Source organism: Streptomyces sp. NPDC001880 (assembly GCF_053594575.1).
In genome coordinates this window covers 39,805-64,813 of the sequence record NZ_JBSFET010000037.1, presented here as the reverse complement: position 1 = coordinate 64,813, position 25,009 = coordinate 39,805, and the positions used below count along the sequence as shown (strand labels likewise).

25 protein-coding genes are annotated in these 25,009 nt (G+C 71.7%); 11 read left to right on the top strand and 14 right to left on the bottom strand.

Annotated features, from left to right (window positions below; genetic code table 11):
* Positions 1-14: 14 nt before the first annotated feature.
* On the bottom strand, positions 15-665 hold the full coding sequence (locus ACWCQ6_RS20890) for a uridine kinase family protein (RefSeq protein WP_451091250.1): 651 nt from the start codon (positions 663-665) through the stop codon (positions 15-17).
* Between the two features lie 62 nt (positions 666-727).
* Here ACWCQ6_RS20890 and ACWCQ6_RS20885 point away from each other — a divergent pair, with 62 nt between their 5' ends.
* Positions 728-1,147, top strand: coding sequence for a hypothetical protein (locus ACWCQ6_RS20885; RefSeq protein ID WP_451091244.1), 420 nt, complete (start codon positions 728-730; stop codon positions 1,145-1,147).
* Between the two features lie 66 nt (positions 1,148-1,213).
* On the opposite strand, the gene ACWCQ6_RS20880 is transcribed toward ACWCQ6_RS20885, so the two are convergent.
* From ACWCQ6_RS20880 to deoC, 3 genes are read right to left on the bottom strand one after another with little or no spacing between them, the layout of a single operon-like run.
* Positions 1,214-2,119, bottom strand: coding sequence for an aldehyde dehydrogenase family protein (locus ACWCQ6_RS20880; protein WP_451091242.1), 906 nt, complete (start codon positions 2,117-2,119; stop codon positions 1,214-1,216).
* Positions 2,109-3,548 carry an aldehyde dehydrogenase family protein gene (locus ACWCQ6_RS20875; RefSeq protein ID WP_451091240.1) on the bottom strand — a complete coding sequence of 480 codons (1,440 nt, stop codon included), beginning with the start codon at positions 3,546-3,548 and terminating at the stop codon, positions 2,109-2,111. Before ACWCQ6_RS20875 ends, ACWCQ6_RS20880 begins: the two co-directional genes overlap by 11 nt.
* Positions 3,549-3,553: 5 nt before the next feature.
* On the bottom strand, positions 3,554-4,516 hold the full coding sequence (deoC, locus tag ACWCQ6_RS20870; RefSeq protein ID WP_451091248.1) for a deoxyribose-phosphate aldolase: 963 nt from the start codon (positions 4,514-4,516) through the stop codon (positions 3,554-3,556).
* A 124-nt stretch (positions 4,517-4,640) separates the two neighbouring features.
* Here deoC and ACWCQ6_RS20865 point away from each other — a divergent pair, with 124 nt between their 5' ends.
* Positions 4,641-5,300 carry a PH domain-containing protein gene (locus tag ACWCQ6_RS20865; protein ID WP_451091238.1) on the top strand — a complete coding sequence of 220 codons (660 nt, stop codon included), beginning with the start codon at positions 4,641-4,643 and terminating at the stop codon, positions 5,298-5,300.
* Positions 5,301-5,350: 50 nt separating this feature from the next.
* On the opposite strand, the gene ACWCQ6_RS20860 is transcribed toward ACWCQ6_RS20865, so the two are convergent.
* The 3 genes from ACWCQ6_RS20860 to ACWCQ6_RS20850 form a co-directional block, all read right to left on the bottom strand.
* Positions 5,351-7,000, bottom strand: coding sequence for a phospho-sugar mutase (locus ACWCQ6_RS20860; protein WP_451091236.1), 1,650 nt, complete (start codon positions 6,998-7,000; stop codon positions 5,351-5,353).
* A gap of 59 nt (positions 7,001-7,059) precedes the next feature.
* On the bottom strand, positions 7,060-7,884 hold the full coding sequence (locus ACWCQ6_RS20855) for a purine-nucleoside phosphorylase (protein WP_451091234.1): 825 nt from the start codon (positions 7,882-7,884) through the stop codon (positions 7,060-7,062).
* A 101-nt stretch (positions 7,885-7,985) separates the two neighbouring features.
* Positions 7,986-8,423 (bottom strand): gamma-glutamylcyclotransferase, encoded by a 438-nt coding sequence (locus ACWCQ6_RS20850; RefSeq protein WP_376233340.1) that lies wholly within the window; start codon positions 8,421-8,423, stop codon positions 7,986-7,988.
* A gap of 249 nt (positions 8,424-8,672) precedes the next feature.
* On the opposite strand from ACWCQ6_RS20850, the gene ACWCQ6_RS20845 reads away from it, so the two are divergent.
* Positions 8,673-10,112 carry an NAD(P)H-quinone dehydrogenase gene (locus tag ACWCQ6_RS20845; RefSeq protein ID WP_451091232.1) on the top strand — a complete coding sequence of 480 codons (1,440 nt, stop codon included), beginning with the start codon at positions 8,673-8,675 and terminating at the stop codon, positions 10,110-10,112.
* Between the two features lie 196 nt (positions 10,113-10,308).
* Positions 10,309-11,283, top strand: a complete 975-nt coding sequence (locus ACWCQ6_RS20840) for a DeoR/GlpR family DNA-binding transcription regulator (protein ID WP_451091230.1) — start codon at positions 10,309-10,311, stop codon at positions 11,281-11,283.
* A 260-nt stretch (positions 11,284-11,543) separates the two neighbouring features.
* Here the strand turns inward: ACWCQ6_RS20840 and ACWCQ6_RS20835 are convergent, their stop codons facing one another.
* The gene (locus ACWCQ6_RS20835; protein WP_451091228.1) at positions 11,544-12,107 is read right to left on the bottom strand and encodes a TetR/AcrR family transcriptional regulator; all 564 of its coding nucleotides are present in this window, start codon (positions 12,105-12,107) and stop codon (positions 11,544-11,546) included.
* A gap of 186 nt (positions 12,108-12,293) precedes the next feature.
* The gene (locus tag ACWCQ6_RS20830; RefSeq protein ID WP_451091226.1) at positions 12,294-14,048 is read right to left on the bottom strand and encodes an acetyl/propionyl/methylcrotonyl-CoA carboxylase subunit alpha; all 1,755 of its coding nucleotides are present in this window, start codon (positions 14,046-14,048) and stop codon (positions 12,294-12,296) included.
* Positions 14,049-14,458: 410 nt separating this feature from the next.
* Between ACWCQ6_RS20830 and ACWCQ6_RS20825 the strand changes: the two genes are divergently transcribed.
* Positions 14,459-14,920: a hypothetical protein gene (locus ACWCQ6_RS20825; RefSeq protein ID WP_451091224.1), complete on the top strand. Its 462-nt coding sequence runs from the start codon at positions 14,459-14,461 to the stop codon at positions 14,918-14,920.
* A gap of 39 nt (positions 14,921-14,959) precedes the next feature.
* Here the strand turns inward: ACWCQ6_RS20825 and ACWCQ6_RS20820 are convergent, their stop codons facing one another.
* From ACWCQ6_RS20820 to ACWCQ6_RS20805, 4 genes are all read right to left on the bottom strand, one after another.
* The gene (locus tag ACWCQ6_RS20820) at positions 14,960-15,571 is read right to left on the bottom strand and encodes a nucleoside triphosphate pyrophosphatase (protein WP_451091222.1); all 612 of its coding nucleotides are present in this window, start codon (positions 15,569-15,571) and stop codon (positions 14,960-14,962) included.
* A gap of 37 nt (positions 15,572-15,608) precedes the next feature.
* Positions 15,609-15,737, bottom strand: a complete 129-nt coding sequence (mmpB, locus tag ACWCQ6_RS20815; RefSeq protein ID WP_451091220.1) for a morphogenic membrane protein MmpB — start codon at positions 15,735-15,737, stop codon at positions 15,609-15,611.
* 183 nt (positions 15,738-15,920) lie between these two features.
* Entirely contained in the window at positions 15,921-16,142 is a 222-nt protein-coding gene (locus ACWCQ6_RS20810; protein WP_451091218.1) for an acyl-CoA carboxylase epsilon subunit, read from the bottom strand.
* Between the two features lie 14 nt (positions 16,143-16,156).
* A complete protein-coding gene (locus tag ACWCQ6_RS20805) occupies positions 16,157-17,740 on the bottom strand; it encodes an acyl-CoA carboxylase subunit beta (RefSeq protein WP_451091216.1) in 1,584 nt (527 codons plus the stop codon).
* A gap of 133 nt (positions 17,741-17,873) precedes the next feature.
* Between ACWCQ6_RS20805 and ACWCQ6_RS20800 the strand changes: the two genes are divergently transcribed.
* The 5 genes from ACWCQ6_RS20800 (at position 17,874) to hutH (ending at position 24,065) form a co-directional block, all read left to right on the top strand.
* Complete coding sequence (locus ACWCQ6_RS20800) at positions 17,874-18,740, top strand: biotin--[acetyl-CoA-carboxylase] ligase (RefSeq protein ID WP_451091214.1); 867 nt, start codon at positions 17,874-17,876, stop codon at positions 18,738-18,740.
* Between the two features lie 329 nt (positions 18,741-19,069).
* On the top strand, positions 19,070-20,242 hold the full coding sequence (locus ACWCQ6_RS20795; RefSeq protein ID WP_451091212.1) for an adenylate/guanylate cyclase domain-containing protein: 1,173 nt from the start codon (positions 19,070-19,072) through the stop codon (positions 20,240-20,242).
* An 87-nt stretch (positions 20,243-20,329) separates the two neighbouring features.
* Positions 20,330-21,142: an enoyl-CoA hydratase/isomerase family protein gene (locus tag ACWCQ6_RS20790; RefSeq protein WP_451091210.1), complete on the top strand. Its 813-nt coding sequence runs from the start codon at positions 20,330-20,332 to the stop codon at positions 21,140-21,142.
* Positions 21,143-21,232: 90 nt separating this feature from the next.
* Positions 21,233-22,402 carry a diguanylate cyclase domain-containing protein gene (locus ACWCQ6_RS20785; RefSeq protein WP_451091208.1) on the top strand — a complete coding sequence of 390 codons (1,170 nt, stop codon included), beginning with the start codon at positions 21,233-21,235 and terminating at the stop codon, positions 22,400-22,402.
* Between the two features lie 112 nt (positions 22,403-22,514).
* Positions 22,515-24,065, top strand: a complete 1,551-nt coding sequence (gene hutH, locus ACWCQ6_RS20780) for a histidine ammonia-lyase (protein ID WP_451091206.1) — start codon at positions 22,515-22,517, stop codon at positions 24,063-24,065.
* Between the two features lie 118 nt (positions 24,066-24,183).
* Here hutH and ACWCQ6_RS20775 read toward each other — a convergent pair whose 3' ends face one another.
* Entirely contained in the window at positions 24,184-24,483 is a 300-nt protein-coding gene (locus ACWCQ6_RS20775; protein ID WP_451091204.1) for a hypothetical protein, read from the bottom strand.
* Positions 24,484-24,591: 108 nt separating this feature from the next.
* On the opposite strand from ACWCQ6_RS20775, the gene ACWCQ6_RS20770 reads away from it, so the two are divergent.
* Entirely contained in the window at positions 24,592-24,975 is a 384-nt protein-coding gene (locus ACWCQ6_RS20770; protein ID WP_451091202.1) for a hypothetical protein, read from the top strand.
* Positions 24,976-25,009: the final 34 nt, after the last annotated feature.

The window sequence follows — 25,009 nt, the reverse complement described above, 5'->3', positions numbered from 1 at the left end:
GCTCTACCGGGACATCACCGACTTCGCGCATGACATGGCGTCATGGGGTGCGCGCCCAGCGCCGTCTGCCGAGCCACGATCCGCCGCTCCGCCCGCATCAGCCGCCAGCCGCGCCGCAGCAGGAACGGCACCGACTTGCGTCCCTCGCGCAGATCCCGCAGCAGACGGCGGCGGAACGTCGTCGTCGGACGGCCGCGCAGGCACAGCGCGTCCGCCAGCACGCCCAGTTCCTGGCACCGCTCGACTATGTCCGCCGCGAAGATCCCCTCGGCCACGAACAGCGGCGTGCGCTCGATGTGGAGTGCCTCCCGGTCGACCCGGGAGCTGGTGGCGATGTCGTAGACCGGGACGTGGGTGCGACCCGTGCGGCACAGTTCCTCGATCGCGGCGACCGCGGCGTCGGCGTCCCAGGACTGCGCGGAGTCCCAGTCGATGTCCGTACTGCCGGGAACGAGCGGCAGCGTGGGGTCGTCGCCCTCCTTGTAGAAGTCGTCCAGGCGCAGCACCGGCAGGTCGGTGCGGGCGGCGAGAGAGGACTTGCCGGAGCCGGAAGGGCCCGCGAGCAGCACCACGCGGGTCGGGATCGGTTGGGAATTCACAGAACACGAGTGTGAGGCATTGACCCGTGCAGGGGATCCCCCGGTGGCCGTGTTGGTATCGAGCATCACCACTCAACTACTCTGCGCACTCGGATGATTACTCGACGTCTCGATCGGATGGGAACTCCATGGCACGTCATGCACTTTCCAAGTCCCGGCGCCGCGCTCTGCTGAGGGCAGGCCTGACCGTCACCGCGGTGGGTGCCGCGCTCGGTGCGGGGGGTGCGGCGGCCCAGGCGGCGCCGCTGCCCCACGTGCCGGTCGTGGGCGCCGACACCGGCCTCGGTGAGGCCGGGGAGGTCGCCGGGGGCGCGGTGACCGGGGCGCTCGGCGACTCGCTCGGCAACGGCATCGCGCCGGTGACGCATCAGCGGCTCGACCCGCTGGCCGGCACCGGCATGGATCCGCTGGACAACGCGGTGGGTACCCAGGTCGCCGACTTCAAGCCGCTGTCCACGACCGTCGTCACCGACCCGCTGACCAGCGGTGGTGCGCTGAAGGACCTGCCGCTGGCCGGGCCGGTGGCGCAGGCGCTGCACGGCGGCTGAGCGACGCGCAACGGCCTGTTCCCCCGGGGTGCCGGAGGAACAGGCCGTTGCCGTGCGGGGATCCGGTCAGTACGAGGAGCCCGAGACGCCCAGGGCGCCCGTCGGGTGCCAGACCGTCTTGGTCTCCAGAAAGGCCGTCAGGCGGTGGGTGCCCGGGTCGGCCGTCCAGTCCGTGGCGCCGCCGCCCTCGACGGGCTGTGGACGCAGGACGCGCTTCAGGTTGTCCGCCGCCGCGGTCTCCAGCTCCTTCGCCAGTGCGGCGTCGGCGCCCGTGAGGTCGATGGCGTTGACGTCCTGGTGGGCGGCGAGCGGCGCGGCGATCTCCGCGGTCCTTCCGGACAGGATGTTCACCACTCCGCCCGGCAGATCGGAGGTGGCCAGCACCTCGCCCAGCGAGAGCGCGGGCAGCGGGGAGGCCGCCGAAGCGATGACCACGGCCGTGTTGCCGGTCGCGATCACCGGGGCGATGACCGAGACCAGGCCCAGGAACGAGGACTCCTGGGGCGCCAGGACCGTGACCACACCGGTCGGCTCGGGGGTGGACAGGTTGAAGAACGGGCCCGCGACCGGGTTCGCTCCGCCCACGACCTGGCCGATCTTGTCGGTCCAGCCGGCGTACCAGACCCAGCGGTCGATCGCCGCGTCGACGACGGCCGCCGCCTTGGACTTCGACAGGCCCTCCGCGTCCGCCACTTCCCGTACGAACTGGTCCTTGCGGCCCTCCAGCATCTCCGCGATGCGGTAGAGGATCTGGCCGCGGTTGTACGCGGTCGCTCCCGACCAGCCGCCGAACGCCTTGCGGGCGGCCACGACCGCGTCGCGGGCGTCCTTGCGGGAGGACTGGGGGGCGTTCGCCAGCCACTTGCCCTTCGAGTCCGTCACCTCGTACACCCGGCCGCTCTCGGAGCGGGGGAACTTGCCCCCGACGTACAGCTTGTAGGTCTTGAAGACGCTCAGACGGTTATCGGACATCGAGGTACGCCTCCAGGCCGTGACGGCCGCCTTCGCGGCCGAAGCCCGACTCCTTGTAGCCGCCGAAGGGCGAGGTCGGGTCGAACTTGTTGAACGTGTTGGCCCAGACGACGCCCGCCCGGAGCTTGTTCGCCACCGCGAGGATGCGGGAGCCCTTCTCCGTCCAGATGCCGGCCGAGAGGCCGTACTGGCTGTTGTTGGCCTTGGCGACCGCCTCGTCGGGCGTGCGGAACGACAGCACCGACAGCACCGGGCCGAAGATCTCGTCGCGGGCGATGGTGTGCGCCTGGGTGACGCCGGTGAACAGCGTCGGGGCGAACCAGTAACCGGCGGAGGGGAGTTCGCAGGGGGCGGTCCAGCGTTCGGCGCCCTCCGCCTCGCCCGTCTCGGCGAGTGCGGTGATCCGGGCGAGCTGCTCCGCGGAGTTGATCGCGCCGATGTCGGTGTTCTTGTCCAGCGGGTCGCCGAGCCGGAGCGTGGACAGCCGGCGCTTCAGCGCGTCCAGCACCTCGTCCTGGACCGATTCCTGGACCAGGAGCCGCGAGCCCGCGCAGCAGACCTGGCCCTGGTTGAAGAAGATGCCGGTGACGATGCCCTCGACGGCCTGGTCGACCGGGGCGTCGTCGAAGACGATGTTGGCGCCCTTGCCGCCCAGTTCGAGGGTGACCTTCTTGTCCGTACCCGCGACCTGGCGGGCGATGGCCTTGCCGACCGCGGTCGAGCCGGTGAAGGCGACCTTGTTCACGTCCTCGTGCGCGACGAGGGCGGCGCCCGCGTCGCCGTACCCGGTGAGGATGTTCACGACGCCCTTGGGCAGGCCCGCCTGGCGGCAGATGTCCGCGAAGAACAGCGCGGAGAGCGGGGTCGTCTCGGCAGGCTTGAGAACCACCGTGTTGCCGGTGGCGAGCGCCGGGGCGATCTTCCACGCGAGCATGAGCAGCGGGAAGTTCCACGGGATGACCTGGCCCGCGACACCGAGCGGGCGCGGGTTCGCGCCGTAGCCGGCGTGGTCCAGCTTGTCGGCCCAGCCCGCGTAGTAGAAGAAGTGCGCCGCGACCAGCGGGAGGTCCGCGTCGCGGGTCTCCTTGATCGGCTTGCCGTTGTCCAGGGTTTCGAGGACGGCGAGCTCGCGGCTGCGCTCCTGGATGATCCGGGCGATCCGGAAGAGGTACTTGGCGCGCTCGGAGCCGGGCAGCGCCGACCACTTCTCGAACGCCTTGCGGGCCGCCTTCACGGCCCGGTCGACATCGGCGGCGCCGGCCTGCGCGACCTCGGAGAGCACCTCTTCGCTGCTCGGCGAGACGGTCTTGAAGACCTTGCCGTCGGCCGCCTCGGTGAACTCGCCGTCGATGAACAGCCCGTACGAGGGGGCGATGTCGACGACCGAGCGGGACTCGGGGGCGGGGGCGTACTCGAATGCAGATGCCATGGGGATCAGTCCACCGTCACGTAATCGGGGCCGGAGTAACGGCCGGTGCTGAGCTTCTGGCGCTGCATCAGCAGATCGTTCAGCAGGCTGGAGGCGCCGAAACGGAACCAGTGGTTGTCCAGCCAGTCCTCGCCCACGGTCTCGTTCACCAGCACCAGGAACTTGACCGCGTCCTTGGACGTGCGGATGCCGCCGGCCGGCTTCACGCCGATCTGCACACCGGTCTGCGCGCGGAAGTCGCGCACGGCCTCCAGCATCAGCAGGGTGTTCGCGGGCGTGGCGTTCGTCCCGACCTTGCCGGTCGAGGTCTTGATGAAGTCGGCGCCGGCCAGCATGCCGAGCCAGGAGGCGCGGCGGATGTTGTCGTACGTGGACAGCTCGCCCGTCTCGAAGATCACCTTCAGGCGGGCGTCGGTGCCGTCGGCCCGCGCGCACTCCGCCTTCACGGCGAGGATCTCCTCGTACACCTTCAGATAGCGGCCGGAGAGGAAGGCTCCCCGGTCGATCACCATGTCGATCTCGTCGGCCCCGGCGGCCACGGCGTCGCGGACGTCCGCGAGCTTCACGTCGAGCGCGGCGCGGCCGGCGGGGAAGGCCGTCGCCACCGACGCCACCTTCACACCGGAACCGGCCAGCGCGGCGACGGCGGTCGCCGCCATGTCGGGGTAGACGCAGACCGCCGCGGTGCGCGGGGTCGTGCGGTCGGTCGGGTCGGGATGGACGGCCTTGGCGGCGAGGGCCCGGACCTTGCCCGGGGTGTCCGCGCCTTCCAGCGTCGTCAGGTCGATCATCGAGATGGCCAGGTCGATGGCGTAGGCCTTGGCCGTCGTCTTGATCGAACGGGTGCCGAGGGACGCGGCGCGCGCTTCGAGGCCGACGGCGTCGACGCCGGGCAGCCCGTGCAGGAAGCGGCGCAGCGCACTGTCGGACGCGGTCGCGTCGGAGAATGCAGGAGCTGTGGTGGGCATGGTCACCAGAGGAGCATATCTACGCGCGTAGCGACCTGTACAGGGGGACCACCTCTCCGCGCGGGACGCGGTCCCGGGGCAGCCGCCCCGGCGCACCGTGTGCCCGTCAGGCAGAATCGGGCCCATGACGAGCCCCACACCATCCGCCGAGCCGGTCTACGCCGACCGGACCTTCCGCTCGCCCGCCGGGATCGTCGGGGGTGTGCTGCTGCTTCTGCTCATCTTCTGGATCGGCGGGGACGCCGCGATCCGGGGGGACGGCCGGGTGCCGTGGCTGGCGGTGGCGGGGATGCTGACCTCGGTGCCGCTGGTCGTCGCGTTCACGCTGCGGCCCGTCGTGCTCGCCAACGACCGGCGCATCCGGATCCGCAACCCGTTCCGGACGATCACCATGCCGTGGACCGAGGTCGCCGATCTGCGGGCCGGATATTCGAGCGAGCTGTTCACCGAGGGCGGCGCCAAGTACCAGCTGTGGGCGGTGCCGGTCTCGCTGCGGCAGCGGAAGAAGGCGGCCCGGCAGCAGTCCCGCCGGTCGCTGGACGACCCGTACGACCGCACCTCCGCGCAGGCCGATGTCCGCGACACCAAGGCCCGGATGGCGTCGGCCGACCAGACCATGGCCGACCTGCGCGAACTGGTGGAGCGGGCGAAGCAGGGCGCGCGTGCCTCCTCGGCGGCCACGGACTCCACGGAGCCGTCCGTCTCGGTGCGCTGGGCGTACGAGGTGTTCGCGCCGGCGGTGGTGGGCGCGGTGCTGCTCGTGGTGCTGCTCGCGGCCGGCTGAGAGGCTGTCGGGTGAAGCCCGCACCGTGCCGGTGCGGGCTTCACTCATGCTCAGATCCCGGCCGCGGCCGCCAGATCGCGCTTGATCCCGGCGAGCAGTTCCGCACCCTTCGCACGAGCCGCCGGCAGCTCGTCCGCCGAACCGACCGGCACCACGACCTCCAGATAGCACTTGAGCTTCGGCTCGGTGCCGCTCGGGCGGACGATCACCCGGGCGCCCCGGAGGTGGTAGCGGAGCCCGTCGGTGGGCGGCAGCTGCTCCGTGCCCCGCGCCAGGTCCTCGGCGGAGCTGACGGCGAGTCCCGCGAGCGCGGTCGGAGGCTGCTCGCGCAGCCGCGCCATGGCGTCCGAGATGACCGACAGGTCCTTCACCCGGACCGACAACTGGTCGGTGGCGTGCAGCCCGTGGGCGACCGCGAGGTCGTCGAGGAGATCGAGGAGCGTACGCCCCTGCTCCTTGAGCACGGAGGCGAGTTCGGCGACGAGCAGCGCGGCCGTGATCCCGTCCTTGTCGCGCACGCCCTCGGGGTCCACGCAGTAGCCGAGCGCCTCCTCGTACCCGTACCGCAGTCCGTCGACCCGGGCGATCCACTTGAAGCCGGTCAGCGTCTCCTCGTAGCCGTTGCCCGCCTTCTCGGCGATCCGGCCGAGCAGCGAGGACGAGACGATCGACTCGGCGAAGACGCCGGTGGCGCCCCGGTCCACCAGATGGGCGGCGAGCAGCGCCCCCACCTCGTCGCCGCGCAGCATCCGCCAGCCGCCGTCGGCACCGGGGTCCGGGACGGCGACGGCGCAGCGGTCGGCGTCCGGGTCGTTGGCGATGACGAGGTCGGGGTCCGCGCGGCGCGCCGTCGCGAAGGCGAGGTCCATCGCGCCGGGCTCCTCCGGGTTGGGGAAGGCGACGGTCGGGAACGCCGGGTCGGGCTCGGCCTGCTCGGCGACGAGCACCGGGGCGGGGAACCCGGCCCGGTCGAAGGCGGCGGTCAGCACGGACGTACCGACCCCGTGCATGGCCGTGTACACGACCCTGGCGGTACGCGGCGACCCGGTGGCGAGCACGGTGTCCGTACGGGCCAGATAGGCCGCCAGGACCTCCTCGCCGAGGACGTCCCAGCCGCCGTCGGGGCGGGGCACGCCGTCGAGCGGGCCGACCGCGGCGATCGCGTCGGCGATCTCGCCGTCCGCCGGGGGGACGATCTGCGAGCCGTCGCCGAGGTAGACCTTGTAGCCGTTGTCCCGCGGCGGATTGTGGCTGGCGGTCACCTCGACGCCCGCGACGGCGCCCAGGTGCCGTATGGCGTACGCGAGTACGGGGGTGGGGAGCGGGCGGGGGAGCACCGCCGCCCGCAGGCCCGCGCCGGTCATCACGGCCGCGGTGTCGCGGGCGAAGTCGGCGGACTTGTACCGGGCGTCGTACCCGATGACGACGAGCCCACCGCTGTGCCCCTGCGCCTTCAGGTAAGCGGCGAGCCCGGCCGCCGCCCGGATGACGACGGAGCGGTTCATCCGCATCGGCCCGGCCCCCAGCTCACCGCGGAGCCCGGCGGTGCCGAACTGCAGGGTGCCGGAGAACCGTGCGGCGAGCTCGTCGGTACTCCCGGCGGCCGCGGCTTCGATGAGCCCGGCCAGCTCCTCGCGGGTCTCGGGATCGGGGTCCTCCGCGAGCCATGTCCTGGCCTGCGTGATGAGGTCCTGCAGCACGGTGTCCGCCTTTCTGCGGTGTGGGAATCCGGCCTCGCCGGCGTGCGGGGCGCGGGGGCTCAGATCCGGTCGAGCACCCGGGCCAGCAGCGAACCCATCCGGGCCGCCGAGTCCCGCCCCGCCTGCAGCACCTCTTCGTGGTTGAGCGGCTCCCCGCTCAGCCCGGCCGCGAGGTTGGTGACCAGCGAGATGCCCAGCACCTCGGCGCCGGCTTCGCGTGCGGCGATGGCTTCGAGCACGGTGGACATGCCGACCAGGTCGCCGCCCATCACGCGGACCATGCCGATCTCGGCCGGCGTCTCGTAGTGCGGGCCGGTGAACTGCACGTACACGCCCTCTTCGAGCGTCTCGTCGACCTCCTTGCACAGCGCGCGCAGCCGCGGCGAGTACAGGTCGGTCAGGTCGACGAAGTTGGCGCCGACGATCGGGGAGGCCGCCGTCAGGTTGATGTGGTCGCTGATCAGTACCGGCTGACCGGGGCGCATGCCCTCGCGCAGACCGCCGCAGCCGTTCGTCAGGACGACGGTCCCGCACCCGGCCGCGACGGCGGTACGGACCCCGTGTGCGACTGCGGCGACGCCCCGGCCCTCGTAGAAGTGCGTGCGGCCGAGAAAGACCAGGACACGCTTCTCGCCGATCCGGTACGAGCGGATCCTGCCGCCGTGCCCCTGCACGGCGGGCGCCGGGAAACCGGGCAGCTCGGTCACCGGGAAGTCGGCCTCCGGAGTGCCGAGCGCATCGCCCGCGGGCGCCCAGCCGGAACCCATCACGAGCGCGACGTCGTGGGTCTCGGCACCGGTCAGCTCGCGCAGGCGGGCGGCGGCGTCGGCGGCGGCGGCGTACGGGTCGCCCTGGATGTGGTCCGGAATAACTGATGCGTTCACGCGGATGAGGGTAACCGGAGATTCCCTACGCGCGTAGATGCCCTTGCGCAGAGTCTGCGCACAATTGCTCGTACTTTCACACAAAAGCGCTGGTGGGTCGCTCAGCAGGGACGCTTGCGCAGTTCCATCACATAGTCGTGCGGCGCGCCCGCGGACTCCGCCGCGTCGGCGATCTCACCCAGATAGCGGGCGGACGGCAACCCGCCCTCGTAGCCGTTCAGCACGTACATCCAGGCCGGCTCCTCGCCGTCCAGGGTGTGCACCCGCACCCGCATCCGGCGGTAGACGTCGAGGCCGACACCCTCCCACCGGTCCATGGAGTCCTCGTCCATCGGTGCCAGGTCGTACAGCGCCACGAAGACCTGGGAACGGGGGGCCTCCACCACCGTGGCGAGCGCGCCCTCCCAGCCCATCTGCTCCCCGCCGAAGGTCAGCCGCCAGCCGTTGAGCCAGCCGGTGCCGCGCAGCGGGGAATGCGGTGCGCGGCGCGTCATCAGCCGCGCGTCGAGGTTGCCGGCGTACGCGGCGTAGAGCGACATGGGTTCGAGGGTACGGGAGGTGACGGGGGCAACGGGGACTCCGGTACGGAAGACCACTCGCAGGGTTCCGCTTCCCGCCCCGGGGCCCCGGCGCGCACGCCCCGGCGCACGTATGGAGGGCCCCGGGGCGAAGCACCTTGGCGGGTGCGGGACAATGAAGTACGTACTGCATTCCCCCGGGGCGCTCCCCCGGACCCCCGGCCGGGGCAGCAGACGGCCGCGGGATGACATACGCGAGGCGGACTTTTCGTGACCCGGATCGTGATCATCGGCGGCGGACCCGGCGGCTACGAGGCGGCACTGGTGGCCGCCCAGCTCGGCGCGGAGGTGACCGTCGTCGACTGCGACGGTCTCGGCGGCGCGTCCGTGCTCACCGACTGCGTGCCCTCGAAGACGCTGATCGCGACGGCGGAGGTGATGACCACCTTCGACTCCTCGTACGAGGAACTGGGCATCATCGTCGCGGACGACACCCCCCACGTCGAGCAGGCCGCCCGCGTGGTCGGCGTCGACCTGGGCAAGGTCAACCGACGGGTGAAGCGCCTGGCGCTCGCCCAGTCCCACGACATCACCGCCTCCGTCACCCGCGCCGGCGCCCGTGTGACGCGCGGCCGCGGTCGTCTGGAGGGCCTCCAGGCCGCCGACGGCTCCCGCAAGGTCGTCGTGACCGCCGCCGACGGCACGGAGGAGACGCTCACCGCCGACGCCGTGCTGATCGCGACCGGCGGCCACCCCCGCGAGATACCGGACGCGCTCCCCGACGGCGAGCGCATCCTGAACTGGACCCAGGTCTACGACCTCGAAGAGCTGCCCGAGGAGCTCATCGTGGTCGGCTCCGGCGTGACCGGCGCCGAGTTCGCCGGCGCCTACCAGGCGCTCGGCTCGCGCGTCACCCTCGTCTCGTCCCGCGACCGGGTGCTGCCGGGCGAGGACCCGGACGCCGCCGCCGTGCTGGAGGACGTCTTCCGGCGCCGTGGCATGAACGTCATGGCCCGCTCCCGCGCCCAGGCCGCCAAGCGCGTCGGCGACCGGGTCGAGGTGACCCTCGCCGACGGCCGGGTCATCTCCGGTTCGCACTGCCTCATGGCGGTCGGCGCGATCCCGAACAGCGCGGGCATGGGCCTGGAGGAGGCCGGGGTCAGGCTCAAGGAGTCCGGCCACATCTGGACCGACAAGGTCTCCCGTACCAGCGCCCCGGGCGTGTACGCGGCCGGTGACGTCACCGGGATCTTCGCCCTCGCCTCGGTCGCCGCCATGCAGGGCCGGATCGCGATGTACCACTTCCTCGGCGACGCGGTGGCCCCGCTGGACCTGAAGACGGTCTCCTCGAACGTCTTCACCGATCCGGAGATCGCCACCGTCGGCTACACCCAGGCCGACGTCGACGCCGGCAAGATCGACGCCCGGGTGGTCAAGCTGCCGCTGCTGCGCAATCCGCGCGCCAAGATGCAGGGCATACGCGACGGCTTCGTCAAGATCTTCTGCCGCCCCGGCACCGGCATCGTGGTCGGCGGCTGTGTCGTCGCGCCGCGCGCGAGCGAACTCATTCACCCCATTTCGATAGCGGTCGACAACAATTTGACGGTAGAACAGATCGCAAACGCTTTCACCGTGTATCCGTCCCTGTCGGGTTCGATCGCGGAAGTGGCCCGGCAGTTGCACACCCGTAAGCACACGGGCGAGGCGTAAACGCTTTCGGGGCCTGGAAGACCCCGGTAACTCCCGGGAGGTCCGGGCAACTCGGGCGGTCCGATGACCGCCGTCCGGTCAGTACGGAACAACAACGGGACCGCTTATACCACTTGGTGAACCCTTGTATGTGCAACTTCTGTTATTCGGTGCAAAGCGCTGAAAACACTCGGGCGGTCACGTTACTGTCAGTTTTGTGTTCGCTGCAGAACGTCGTCAATTGATCCTCGAAATGGTGCGTGCCAACGGGGCGGTATCGCTCCGTGAGCTCGCCCGCGTCGTCCAGACCTCCGAAGTGACCGTACGGCGGGACGTGCGGGCGCTGGAGGCAGAAGGACTCCTAGACCGCCGGCACGGCGGTGCGGTACTGCCGGGCGGTTTCACGCGGGAGTCCGGCATTCCGCAGAAATCCCATCTCGCCACCGCGGAGAAGACGGCCATCGCCGACCTGGCCGCCGGTCTCGTCGAAGAGGGCGAGGCCATCGTCGTCGGCGCCGGTACGACCACGCAGGAGCTGGCCCGTCGGCTCGCGCGGATCCCCGGCCTGACCGTCGTCACCAACTCACTGCTGGTCGCCCAGGCGTTGGCGCATGCCAACCGGGTGGAGGTGGTGATGACCGGCGGCACGCTGCGCGGTTCCAACTACGCCCTGGTGGGCAGCGGCGCCGAACAGTCCCTCCAGGGCCTGCGGGTCTCGCGCGCGTTCCTCTCCGGGAGCGGGCTCACCGCGGAGCGCGGCCTCTCCACGTCCAACATGCTCTCCGCGAGCGTGGACCGGGCGCTGGTGCAGGCCGCCGCGGAGGTGGTGGTCCTGGCCGACCACACCAAGCTCGGCTCCGACACCATGTTCCAGACGGTGCCGACGGATCTCATCACCCGCCTGGTGACGGACGAGCCCCCCGGCCACGACGACCGCGCCGCCGCCGAACTGCAGGCCCTGGCGGATCAGGGCGTGCAGATCGCGGTGGCCGGCGCGGGCAGCGGCCCCGCAGCGGCCGAGCCGCTCCCGCGCGGCCGCCAGGGCCGCCGGGACATGCCCCTGCCCGGACAACGCCGCACCCCCGGGGGCGGCCCCGGGTCCCCGGGGCCGCAGCAGCTACGGAGCGCCGCATCCCTGACGGAGCAGGGCCAGGGAGACCGGGCAAGGGTCGCGGACCTGCGACGCAGGTAGAGCCCGGGGGCGAAGGCCCGGTTTCGCCGGGCCCGCATGCTCGCGCCGACGGGGCGAAGGCCCGGTTTCGCCGGGCCCGCATGCTTGCACCGACCGGGCGAAAGCCCGGCTTCGCCCCCGCCCCCTTGAATCGCCGGGGGCGACATTCCAGCCCCGTCGGCGTGTGAGGCGCGGGGTCCGGGGCGGAGCCCGGCCGGGGGAAGGGGCGGGCAGGGAGACCCCGCGCAGCGGACCACAACGCACGGCCCCCGCCCCGCCCCTCAACACTTCTCCGCGTTCGGCCCCTTCAGCCCCTGCAAGGTCAGCATCAGCAATCGCCCCGCCAACTCCGGGTCGTCCGGCGACTGTTCGGCCGCCAGCGCGATCGCGTTCGTCAGCTGCAGCAGGTCGTCGATCGACACATCCGACCGCACGGCCCCGCTCGACTGCGCCCGAGCCAGCAACACCGCCCCCGCCTCGCGCAACGGCACATTGCACTGCGCCAAGGCCGAAGTCTCGTCCCGCGACGTCGACATGAGCGCCTGCGCGAGTCCGCGGTATTCACCCGCATGGGTGATGATCGCGCCCAGCCACTCCACCAGGCCCCGGCACGGCCGCTCCGCCCCCGCGAGCTCATGGGAACGGCTGATCAGGGACGTCAGGGCCTCCTGGAAGACCGCGTTCATCAGCGCGTGCCGGTTCGGGAAGTGCCGGTACAGCGTGCCGATCCCCACGCCCGCGCGTCGCGCGATGTCCTCCAGGGAAGCGTCGGTGCCGTGCTCCGCGAAGGCGGTCCGGGCCTCGCTCAGCAGCCGGCCGTAATTCCGGCGCGCGTCGGCACGCATCGGCCGGGCCGGTGTCCGTGCCGCACTGATCGCCATTGCGCAGTCCTCCCTTTTCTTCCGCCCCGGGGTCCAGGATGCCATCGCCCCCCGCAGGAGTGAGGCAGCGCCGAGGGCGTATACGGCAGAGGCCCCTGCCGAGTCGCACGACTCGGCAGGGGCCCCGATGGGACGTCGGGTACCGCCCGATCAGTCCTTGATCTCGCAGATGACGGCGCCGGAGGAGATCGAGCTGCCGACCTCGGCGGCAAGACCCTTGACGGTGCCGGAGCGGTGCGCGTTCAGCGGCTGCTCCATCTTCATGGCCTCCAGGACGACGATCAGGTCGCCCTCCTGGACCTGCTGGCCCTCCTCGACGGCGAGCTTGACGATGGTGCCCTGCATCGGCGACGCCAGGGTGTCGCCGGAGATCGCCGAACCGCTCTTCTTCGCGGCGCGACGCTTGGGCTTGGCGCCCGCGGCGAGTCCGGTACGGGCCAGGCTCATGCCGAGCGACGAGGGCAGGGAGACCTCAAGGCGCTTGCCGCCGACCTCGACGACGACCGTCTCGCGGCCGGTCTCCTCCTCGGCCTCCGCTTCGGCGGTGGCGGTGAAGGGCTTGATGTCGTTGACGAACTCGGTCTCGATCCAGCGGGTGTGGACCTGGAACGGTTCGCTGGTGAACGCCGGGTCGGTGACGACCGCCCGGTGGAACGGGATGGCGGTGGCCATGCCCTCGACGTTGAACTCGGCCAGCGCACGGGCGGCACGCTGGAGCGCCTGCTCGCGGGTCGCGCCCGTCACGATCAGCTTCGCGAGCAGCGAGTCCCAGGCGGGACCGATGACGGAGCCGGACTCCACACCCGCGTCGAGGCGGACGCCGGGGCCGGTCGGCGGGACGAAGGCGGTGACGGTGCCCGGGGCGGGCAGGAAGCCGCGGCCCGGGTCCTCGCCGTTGATCCGGAACTCGAAGGAGTGCCCGCGCACGGCCGGGTCGTCGTAGCCCAGCTCCTCGCCGTCGGCGATGCGGAACATCTCGCGTACCAGGTCGAGGCCGCTGACCTCCTCGGTCACCGGGTGCTCGACCTGGAGGCGGGTGTTGACCTCAAGGAACGAGATGGTGCCGTCCATGCCGACCAGGAACTCCACCGTGCCGGCGCCGACGTAGCCGGCCTCCTTGAGGATGGCCTTGGACGCGGCGTACAGCTCCGCGTTCTGTTCGTCCGACAGGAACGGGGCCGGGGCCTCCTCGACCAGCTTCTGGTGGCGGCGCTGGAGCGAGCAGTCACGGGTGGAGACCACGACCACGTTGCCGTGGGTGTCGGCCAGGCACTGCGTCTCGACGTGACGCGGCCGGTCGAGGTAACGCTCCACGAAGCACTCGCCCCGGCCGAACGCCGCGACGGCCTCACGGACCGCGGAGTCGTACAGCTCCGGGATCTCCTCCAGCGTGCGCGCCACCTTCAGCCCGCGACCGCCGCCGCCGAACGCGGCCTTGATCGCGATCGGCAGCCCGTGCTGCTCGGCGAAGGCCACGACCTCGGCGGAGCCCTCCACCGGGTCGGGCGTGCCGGCCACCAGCGGGGCCCCGGCACGCTGCGCGATGTGCCGCGCCGCGACCTTGTCGCCGAGGTCCCGGATCGCCTGCGGCGGCGGGCCGATCCAGGTCAGGCCCGCGTCGAGCACGGCCTGGGCGAATTCGGCGTTCTCCGACAGGAAGCCGTAGCCCGGGTGGATCGCGTCGGCCCCGGAGTCCTTGGCGGCCTGGAGCACCTTGGCCATGTCCAGGTAGCTGGCGGCCGGGGTGTCACCGCCCAGGGCGAATGCCTCGTCGGCCGCACGCACATGCAGAGCGTCGCGGTCCGGGTCCGCGTAGACGGCCACGCTCCCGATCCCGGCATCCCGGCATGCCCGAGCAACACGGACAGCGATTTCGCCACGGTTGGCGATGAGCACCTTGCGCACGATGGCTCCCTCCTTGAAACAAGCTGAGTTTAGGGACTACCGACACGGCCCTACGACCCGTCCCCATTGGTGAGCTTGCCCACACGGAGTGTGATTCGAGGCTTGCTCAAGTCGCGAAATCCCTTGTGGCACCACGGTACGCCGGGTTTCATGACCGCACAGTAGCCACGAGGTGTGGCCCAGGTCTCTGTTCGGACGAGCTGCGACTTTTCGTGTTTCTTTGTCGAGTCCCCACTAATGGGCGAACGATTCTTTGCCCAACGCACGAGAGCCGCGACAAGCGGGTGCGCGAGGAGTCCGCCCGCGCACGCGTGGCGCGCGAGGCGGACGCGGAGATCGGCCGGGCCCTTGTCCGGAGCATTACCCGTTAGTAGGGTCCGCGCTATCGCACGTACTGCAGGTAACAGGGGGTGAGCACCGTGGTGCGCAGACCGGTGGCGTTCGTGGCCGCGATCGTGCTGTTCGTGGAAGCCGTGGGCATCGTGCTCATCAACGGCATCCTGGCGACGGTGGTCAGGAATCAGGACATGTCGCTGGCCGGGATGGACCCCGCCGTCATGTCCAATGGCACCTGGGCGATGGGCGGTGTCTTCGGCCTGTACCTGCTGCTCTGCGGGCTGCTCCTGCTGCTGGCCGGCATCCGTGACCGGGCTCCCGGCCGCCTCGCCCGGATCGTCCTGATCCTCTGCGCCGTGGTGCACGGGGTGCTGGGCGCGCTGACGGTCGGCCTGGTCGGCTGGGCCGCGTTCGCGTTCCTGATGGTGGTGCTCGGGCTGATCGTGCTGACGCTGGTGGCGTACGGCACCCGGGCGGACGAGTCCGCCGACGAGCCCGTCGGCGGCGCCGGAGCGAGCGCCCCGGCGCCGGTCTGACCCCGGCCGGCCCCGGCTCTTCAGAGGGCGGTTCGCGGGTCAGACCCAGAGCTCGGTGACGGATATCCCCAGCTCGCCCAGCAGCCGGCGCAGCAGCGGCAGCGAGAGCCCGATGACATTGCCGTGGTCGCCCTCGATGGAGTCGACGAACGGTGCCGAACGGCCGTCCAGGGTGAAGGCGCCCGCGACGTGGAGCGGCTCGCCGGTGGCCACGTAGGCGGCGATCTCGGTGTCCGTCGGTTCGCCGAAGCGGACGGTCGTGGAGGCGGTGGCCGAGGCGGTGCGTCCGGTCGCGGTGTCGATCACGCTGTGGCCCGTACGCAGCACCCCGGCCCGGCCGCGCATGGACTTCCAGCGGGCGATGGCCTCCTCGCCGTCGGCCGGCTTGCCGAGCGCATCGCCGTCGAGTTCGAGCACCGAGTCGCAGCCGATGACCAGAGCGCCCGCCGCCTCCGCCCGGCCGGCCACCGCCGCGGCCTTGGCCTCGGCGAGCACGAGCGCCAGCTCGGCCGGTGTCGGGGCGCTCAGCGCGTCCTCGTCCACTCCGCTGACGATCACCTCGGGCGCGAAACCGGCCTGCCGCAGCAGACCGAGACGGGCGGGGGAGGCGGAGGCGAGCACGAGACGGCGCTGATCAGTCATACGCGCCATCGTAGAAGAGGCGGACCCACTCCGGCCCCGGCCCCGTTCAGCGCATTCCGACCGAGAACATCGCGACCACCATCGCGAGAGCGAGCACCAGCCCCGCGCGACGCATCATCTTCTGGGCGTCGCGCAGTTCCTTCGGCGGCTTGTTCTCGGGGTCGGACCACAGCATGGAAACGATCCTGCTGCCGCGGCGGACGGCGCGCCTGAGTACGGGTACTCAACCCCCGTGGTGCGTACGGGCCAGGTCGCGCCCGGACGCACCGGAGGCCCGAACCCCAAGGGGCCCGGACCTCCGGAAACGTGTGCGAAACAGGCCCCGCCGCGACCCCGGCCCTGATCCGCCGGACAGGCCCTACCCGGGCCAGTACGTCCGGGCCCAGGCCCGCGGCCCCGGCAGATGGCGTGTGCGCCGGGCGATGCGTCCCGGGTCGGACCACTGGCCGGGCAGCGCCGACCCGCCGTCCGGCGCACCGGACGGCTCTTCGGACAGCGTCGCCCCGGCGCGCGCCCGCACCACCGCAAGGGCGGCGGCCAGCTCCTCAGGGGTCGGGTTGCCCCGTACGACCTTGATCATGGCCAGGACCCTTTCTAGAGGGGGATGTTGCCGTGCTTCTTCGGGGGCAGCGACTCCCGCTTGGTGCGCAGCTGGCGCAGCCCCTTCACGATGTGGGCGCGGGTGTCGGAGGGCATGATCACCGCGTCGACGTAGCCGCGCTCGGCCGCCACGTACGGGTTGAGCAGCGTGTCCTCGTAGTCGGCGATCAGCTCGGCGCGGGTGGCGTCCTGGTCCTCGGCGGCGGCGATCGTCCGGCGGTGCAGGATGTTCACCGCACCCTGCGCGCCCATCACCGCGATCTGCGCGGTCGGCCAGGCGAGGTTGATGTCGGCGCCCAGGTGCTTGGAGCCCATGACGTCGTACGCGCCGCCGAACGCCTTGCGGGTGATCACGGTGATCAGCGGGACGGTCGCCTCGGCGTAGGCGTAGATCAGCTTGGCGCCGCGGCGGATGATGCCGCCGTACTCCTGGTCGACACCGGGCAGGAAGCCGGGGACGTCCACGAAGGTCAGCACGGGCACGTTGAAGGCGTCGCAGGTGCGGACGAAGCGCGCGGCCTTCTCGCTCGCGTTGATGTCCAGGCAGCCCGCGAACTGCATCGGCTGGTTGGCGACGATGCCGACCGGGTAGCCCTCGACGCGCCCGAAGCCGGTGATGATGTTCGGCGCGAACAGGGTCTGGGTCTCCAGGAACTCGCCGTCGTCCAGCACGTGCTCGATGGCGGTGTGCATGTCGTACGGCTGGTTCGCCGAGTCCGGGATGAGGGTGTCGAGCTCGCGGTCCTCGTCCGTGGTGGTGAGGTCGGCCGCCTCGGGGAAGGCGGGCGCCTCGGACAGGTTGTTCGAAGGGAGGTACGACAGCAGCGACTTGACGTAGTCGATGGCGTCCTTCTCGTCGCCCGCCATGTGGTGCGCCACACCGGAGGTGGTGTTGTGGGTGCGGGCGCCGCCGAGCTCCTCGAAGCCGACGTCCTCACCGGTGACCGTCTTGATGACGTCGGGGCCGGTGATGAACATGTGCGAGGTCTGGTCGACCATGACCGTGAAGTCGGTGATCGCGGGGGAGTAGACCGCACCGCCCGCGCACGGTCCGACGATCAGCGAGATCTGCGGCACGACACCCGAGGCGTGCACATTGCGGCGGAAGATCTCCGCGAACAGTCCGAGCGCGGCCACGCCCTCCTGGATCCGGGCGCCGCCGCCGTCGTTGATGCCGATGATCGGACAGCCGGTCTTCAGCGCGAAGTCCATCACCTTGACGATTTTCTCACCGTAGACCTCGCCGAGCGAGCCGCCGAAGATGGTGAAGTCCTGCGAATAGACGCAGACGGGGCGGCCGTCGACCGTCCCGTAGCCGGTCACGACGCCGTCTCCGTACGGGCGGTTCTTCTCGATGCCGAAGTTGGTGGAGCGGTGTCGGGCGAATTCGTCGAGCTCCACGAAGGAACCCTCGTCGAGCAACAGGTCGACCCGTTCGCGCGCGGTCAACTTGCCCTTGGCGTGCTGCTTCTCGACCGCGCGCGCGGAGCCCGCGTGCGTCGCCTCGTCGATTCGGCGCTGCAGGTCCGCGATCTTGCCCGCGGTGGTGTGGATGTCGGTCTCTTCCGGCTCGGACATCGGGTGGCGGCTCCCTGCCTGGTCACGGGGACGACTGTGCTGCTGATCAGGTACTGAACACCTACTGATCCGTAGGGTATCGGCGCCCATACGGTTCGGCAGTGCGTCGTTTGCCACACCTAGTCTGGCTTGCATGACACCTTCGGATGCGCCTTGGAACCGTTGGTCGGACCTGGGCCGGCCTCCCCTGAACGTTGCCGCGCTGCGCCGCGGACTGCTGCGGCCGGGCGGACTGTGGACCTCGCTCGACGTCGTGGAGACCATCGGGTCCACCAATTCCGAGCTCGCCCGGCGGGCGGCGGCCGGGCTCGACGAGGGCACCGTGCTGGTCGCCGAGGAGCAGACCGCCGGCCGCGGCCGGCTCGACCGCACCTGGACGGCTCCGGCCCGCTCGGGCCTGTTCTGCTCCGTCTACCTGGAGCCGGGCGACGTCCCCGCCGAACGGTGGGGCTGGCTGCCGTTGCTCACCGGCGTCGCCGCGGCGACCGGCCTGGCGAGGGCCGCGGGCGTCGACACGGCTCTGAAGTGGCCCAACGACCTCCTGGTCACGGTGGAGGGCGTGGAGCGCAAGGCGGGCGGCATCCTGGCCGAGCGCGCCGGGGGCGGCGTCGTCATCGGCATGGGCATCAACGTCTCCCTGCGCGCCGATGAGCTGCCCGCCCCCACGGCCGGCTCGCTGGCCCTGGCCGGGGCCGTCTGCACCGACCGCGAGACCCTGCTGCGGGGCGTGCTGCGCTCGCTGGAGCACTGGTACACGCAGTGGCGCGCGGCGGACGGCGACGCGGCGGCGAGCGGCCTCCAGGAGGCGTACGCGGCGGGCTGCGCGACGCTCGGCCGGACGGTACGGGCCCAGCTGCCCGGCGACCGCACGCTCACCGCCGAGGCCGTGGCGATCGACGGCGAAGGCCGCCTGATCCTGTCCACCGACGACGGCCTCCAGGAACCGGTGTCGGCCGGCGACATCGTCCACCTGCGGGGCGCGGGGGGCGGTCTGGTCTGAGGCGGAGGCGCCCGCCCTGCCGTGCTCCCCGGCCCGCTCGAACATGTAACCCGGGGCGTGAAAACCGTGCCCTCCTGGAATCCACCCACCGGCCGAAACGACCCCCGTCCCCCGGCTCGCCCGGGAATCCTTCCGGGCGGCTCCGGGGCTTGAGAACCGTGCCCTCGTGGAAACCGCCGGGCGACCGAAACCACCCGCGTCCCCCGGCTCGCCCGGGAACATTCCCGGACGCCATAGAGGCGTGAGCCACGGCACACCTGCCGTATCGTTGAGGCGATCCACCGACAGATCGGCAGGGCAGTGCGCAGGGAACGGGCAGGAGGCGGCTGGTGACCGTCGACGACACGACCTCCGGTGCGGGCGCGCAGCCCCCGTCGGAACCCTCGGTCCACGCGACACCGCATCACGAAGTCGACCATACGGCGGAACCGACCGACGACCCCCTCGCGATCCGGCTGGAACACCTGATCCTGGGCGCCGACCGTCGCTACACGCCGTTCCAGGCGGCCCGTACCGCCGGTGTCTCGATGGATCTGGCCTCCCGGTTCTGGCGGGCCATGGGCTTCGCCGACATCGGGCAGGCCAAGGCCCTCACCGAGGCCGATGTGCTGGCGCTGCGCCGGCTCGCCGGTCTCGTCGAGGCGGGGCTGCTCAGCGAACCGATGGCGATCCAGGTGGCCCGGTCCACCGGGCAGACCACCGCCCGGCTGGCGGAGTGGCAGATCGACTCCTTCCTGGCAGGGCTGACCGAGCCGCCCGAGCCCGGAATGACCCGTACCGAGGTCACGTACCCGCTGGTCGAGCTGCTGCTCCCGGAGCTCCAGGAGTTCCTGGTCTATGTGTGGCGGCGCCAGCTGGCCGCCGCCACCGGGCGGGTCGTGCAGGCCGCCGACGACGAGGAGATGGTCGACCGCCGCCTGGCCGTCGGCTTCGCCGACCTCGTCGGGTTCACCCGGCTGACCCGGCGGCTGGAGGAGGAGGAGCTCGGCGAGCTGGTCGAGGCGTTCGAGACCACCTCGGCCGACCTGGTGGCCGCCCACGGCGGCCGTCTCATCAAGACCCTCGGCGACGAGGTCCTCTTCGCCGCCGACGACGCGGGCACCGCGGCCGAGATCGCGCTGCGCCTGATCGAGGCGATGACCCAGGACGAGACCATGCCGGCGCTGCGCGTGGGCATCTCGTTCGGCACGGTCACCACCCGGATGGGCGATGTCTTCGGTACGACGGTGAACCTCGCCAGCCGGCTGACCTCGATAGCGCCGAAGGACGCCGTGCTGGTGGACGGGGCCTTCGCCGAGGAGCTGACCCGTACCGGCGACGCCCCGGCCTCCGAGGCGCAGGCGGCGGAGGAGGCCGCGGCGGCCGAGAAGGAGCGCCAGGAGGGCGTGGAACCGACCGCCCTGCCCACGTACCGCTACGGGCTGCAGCCGATGTGGCAGCGCCCGGTGCGCGGTCTCGGCGTGGTGGAGCCCTGGCTGCTGGCCCGCCGCACCACCTCCTGAGTCCCGGGCCCGGAGGCACCCGGGCCGCTGTCCGGGCCGCGCCATAGGATCCCTCCGGTAACGATCGTTAACCGGAGGGGTGAAGTCATGACCGTCACGTCCGAGCAGCGGTTCGGGGAATTCGTCGTCGTGCGGGTCCACGAGGGGCAGGAACACGTCGCCGAGCTGGTGCTGGACCGGCCCAAGGCGATGAACGCCGTGTCCACGGACATGGCCCGTTCGATCGCCGCAGCCTGCGCCGCGCTCGCCGCCGACCCCGGCGTACGGGTCACCGTCCTCACCTCCAGCCATGAGCGGGCCTTCTGTGTGGGCGCGGACCTGAAGGAGCGCAACTCCTTCACCGACGCCGACCTGCTGCGCCAGCGGCCCATCGCCCGGTCCGCGTACACCGGGGTGCTCGAACTGCCGATGCCGACGATCGCCGCCGTGCACGGCTTCGCGTTCGGCGGAGGATTCGAGCTGGCGCTGTCCTGCGACCTGATCGTCGCCGACCGCACGGCCGTGGTCGGCCTGCCCGAGGTGTCGGTCGGTGTCATCCCGGGCGGCGGAGGTACGCAGCTGCTGCCGCGGCGGATCGGTGCGGCGCGCGCCGCCGAGCTGGTCTTCACCGCCCGGCGGGTGGAGGCGGCCGAGGCGCTCGACAGCGGACTGGTCGACGAACTGGTGGAGGCCGGGCAGGACCGCGCGGCCGCGCTGGCGCTCGCCGGCCGGATCGCCGCCAATTCCCCGGTGGGGCTGCGGGCCGCCAAGCGGGCGCTGCGGCTGGGCCACGGCCTCGATCTGCGGGCCGGTCTCGAGGTCGAGGACGCGGCCTGGCGCTCGGTGGCCTTCTCCGGGGACCGGGCCGAAGGCGTGGCCGCGTTCAACGAGAAGAGGAAGCCGAACTGGCCCGGCGAGTGATGTGACCTTTGGTAACCGAATAGACACGAAGAGCACGCGGTGAATGCCTCAAGCTGATCAAATCACCACAAATCTACATAAGCTGTAGTGATGGGTGGTGATGATGCACGGCTGCGGGCCGTGGTTGCGCTTGCGCAGGCGATGGCGGCGGCGCACACCCCGCGGGGGTCGTGGCGAGCGGCTGCGCTGGGGGCGTGCGACGCGCTGGGCGGCAGCTTCGCCGCGCTCTCCGTGTGGGAGCGCGGGCGCGGGGAGCTGCGGGTGCTGGTGAACGCGGGTGAACGGGCCGAGGGGGAGGAGGAGTTCCCCGAGGCGGAGACGTATCAGGTGCACCAGTTCCCGGAGATCACCGAGTTCCTGCACGAACGGTGGGCCGGGGGTGGTGAGCCGGACGCCTGGGTCGAGACCGCCGACGGCTCGGGCGACGCGGCGCCGGGCGGGGACGCGGGGCTGCGGGAGTACGGCAGCGGGTACGGCCGGGAGCGGGTGGCCGCCCTGCGCCGGCGCGGGCGCGGCTGCTGCGTGGTCGCGCCGATCGTGCTGCACGGGCGGGCCTGGGGCGAGCTGTACGTGGCCCGCCCGGTGGGGGCGCCGGTGTTCGGGCGGTCGGACGCGGACTTCGCGACCGTGCTGGCCGCGGTCGTCGCCGCCGGGATCTCCCAGAGCGAACGGCTCGAAGAGGTCCGCAAGCTCGCCTTCACCGATCCGCTCACCGGTCTGGCCAACCGTCGCGCCGTCGATGTACGGCTGGACGAGGCGGTGGAGCGGCACCGGGCGGACGGGGCGGTGGTCAGCCTGGTCGTCTGCGATCTCAACGGCCTGAAGCAGGTCAACGACACCCAGGGCCACGCGATCGGCGACCGACTGCTGGAACGATTCGGCTCGGTGCTGTCCCGCTGTGGCGCCATGCTGCCCGGCGCGCTCGCGGCCCGGCTCGGCGGTGATGAGTTCTGTCTGCTCGCGGTGGGGCCCGAGGTGGACGACGTGGTCCGGGTTGCCACCGAGCTCTGCGAGCGGGCGGTCGAGTTGGAGCAGGGTGACGGGGTGGCGTGCGGGATCGCGTCGACGGGTGATCCGATCGGCCCGGTGGTGTCGGCGCGGCGGCTGTTCCGGCTGGCGGACGCGGCCCAGTACCGGGCGAAGGCGGCCCGCTCGGTCGAGCCGGTGGTGGCGGGCCGCGACGGCGAGGTGCTCCGGCTGGCCGACTCGCCGCCCAAGCCCGCGCACGACCGCCGCCACCTGCGCGGCAGTCGTCCCTGAGGCGCCGCACCGGCCGGTAAGCCGCACCGGTCGATAAGTCGCGCCGGCCGGTAAGGGGTCAACCGCACGACCACTAGTGACATGAAGGGATTCAGTCCGTACGCTTCTGAATATGGATATGCATACAGTCGTGGTGGGGACGTCCGGCACCACCGCTCAGGACGTCATCGCCGTGGCCCGCGGCAACGCCCGCGTCGAGCTCTCCACAGCCGCCGTCGACGCGCTTGCCGCCGCCCGCGAGATCGTGGACGCACTTGCCGCCAAGCCCGAGCCGGTCTACGGCGTCTCCACCGGATTCGGGGCGCTGGCCAGCCGGCACATCAGCCAGGATCTCCGCGCACAGCTCCAGCGCAACATCGTCCGCTCGCACGCCGCCGGCATGGGGCCGCGGGTCGAGCGCGAGGTGGTCCGCGCGCTGATGTTCCTCCGGCTGAAGACGGTCGCCTCCGGGCACACCGGCGTACGCCCCGAGGTCGCGCAGACCATGGCCGATGTCCTCAACGCGGGCATCACGCCCGTCGTCCACGAGTACGGCTCGCTCGGCTGCTCCGGCGACCTGGCCCCGCTCTCCCACTGCGCCCTGGCGCTGATGGGCGAGGGCGACGCGGAGGGCCCCGACGGCACCGTGCGCCCCGCCGGTGAGCTGCTCGCCGCCCATGGCATCACCCCGGTCGAGCTGCGCGAGAAGGAGGGCCTCGCCCTTCTCAACGGCACCGACGGCATGCTCGGCATGCTCGTGATGGCCCTGGCCGACCTGAAGAACCTCTACACCTCCGCCGACATCACCGCCGCCCTCTCCCTGGAGGCGCTGCTCGGCACGGACAAGGTGCTCGCCCCGGAGCTGCACGCCATCCGCCCGCACCCGGGCCAGGGCGTCAGCGCCGACAACATGCTGCGGGTCCTCGCCGGGTCCGGCCTCACCGGTCACCACCAGGACGAGGCGCCCCGCGTGCAGGACGCCTACTCGGTGCGCTGCGCCCCCCAGGTCAACGGCGCGGGCCGCGACACCCTCGACTACGCCGGGACCGTCGCGGACCGCGAGCTGGCCTCCGCCGTCGACAACCCCGTCGTCCTTCCCGATGGCCGGGTCGAGTCCAACGGCAACTTCCACGGCGCCCCCGTCGCCTACGTGCTCGACTTCCTGGCGATCGTCGCGGCGGACCTCGGCTCCATCACCGAGCGCCGCACCGACCGGCTGCTGGACAAGAACCGCTCGCACGGACTGCCGCCGTTCCTCGCGGAGGACGCCGGGGTGGACTCGGGTCTGATGATCGCCCAGTACACCCAGGCCGCCCTGGTCAGCGAGATGAAGCGGCTCGCGGTACCCGCATCGGCCGACTCGATCCCGTCCTCCGCGATGCAGGAGGACCACGTCTCCATGGGCTGGTCGGCGGCGCGCAAGCTCCGTACCGCCGTCGACAACCTCGCCCGGATCGTCGCCGTCGAGCTCTACGCGGCGACCCGCGCCATCGAGCTGCGCGCCGCCGGGGGCCTCACCCCCGCGCCCGCCTCGCAGGCCGCCATCGAGGCGCTGCGCGCGGCGGGGATCCAGGGGCCGGGGCCGGACCGCTTCCTGTCGCCGGACCTGGCCGCGGCCGACGCGTTCGTGCGCGCGGGCAAGCTGGTCGCGGCGGTCGAGCCGGTGACCGGCCCGCTGGCCTGACTTTCTTCCGGGTCAGGCCCGCGAGCCCGGCTTCTGGATCAGGCCCGCGAGCCCGGCTTCTGGATCAGGCCCCGCGAGCCGGGCTTCCGGGTCAGGCCCGCGAGCCCGGCGAAGGACCCTAGGGCGTGCTCCGGACGGACAGGGCGTCGGTGCGGCGGGCCGAGTGGGAGGCCAGCGCCGCGCCGATGCCCAGGAGCGTCACTCCGCCGAACAGATACGGGGTGGTGTCGACCCCGGTCCCGGTGTCGGCCAGCCTCGGACCGGTCGCGGAGTCCCCGGCGGTGGCTGCCGGTGCGCTTCGCGCGACCGGTGCGTCGGCCGGATCGTCCGTCGCGTTGGCGGACGGGACGAACCACAGGGCGGCCAGCAACGTGGCCGCGGCGGTGGCGGTCAGGAGCGGGCGGCGGGCGACAGCCACGGAATCGATCTCCCTTGTCACAGCCGTGAGTTAGGCATATGCATCGATGCTAGTGAAAGCAGCGGGTCGCGGGAAAGCCGGGGGCACGGGGAGCCTACGCTCCGGCACATGAGCACTTCTGAGACATCGCGCTTTGTCCGGCTTCAGGTCGACATGGTGCTGGAGATCACGGACCCCGACGCTCTCAGCGGCACCGCACTGGAGTCGATCGCCGCCGAGTACGGGGAGCCGGGCGGCGAGTCCGCCGAGGAACGCGTGCGCGCCGAGGCCGCCGTACGGGAGGACGGCGCGGAGGCCCTCGCCTCCCTCATCGACCCGTTCGACCTGGTCGGCGAGGTGCCCGGGGTCGAGCTCGTTCAGGCGTCCTGGAGCAGCGAGACCGTCGGCTACGACCCGGATGACCCCGACGCCTGGGACCTCGACGGCGAGGACGGCGAGGAGGACGAGGAGGACGGCGCGGAGGGCGGTGGCGGCGTCCCGCACAATGGGTGAGGACGACGACGGTCACGTCGCCGCGAGCGACGGG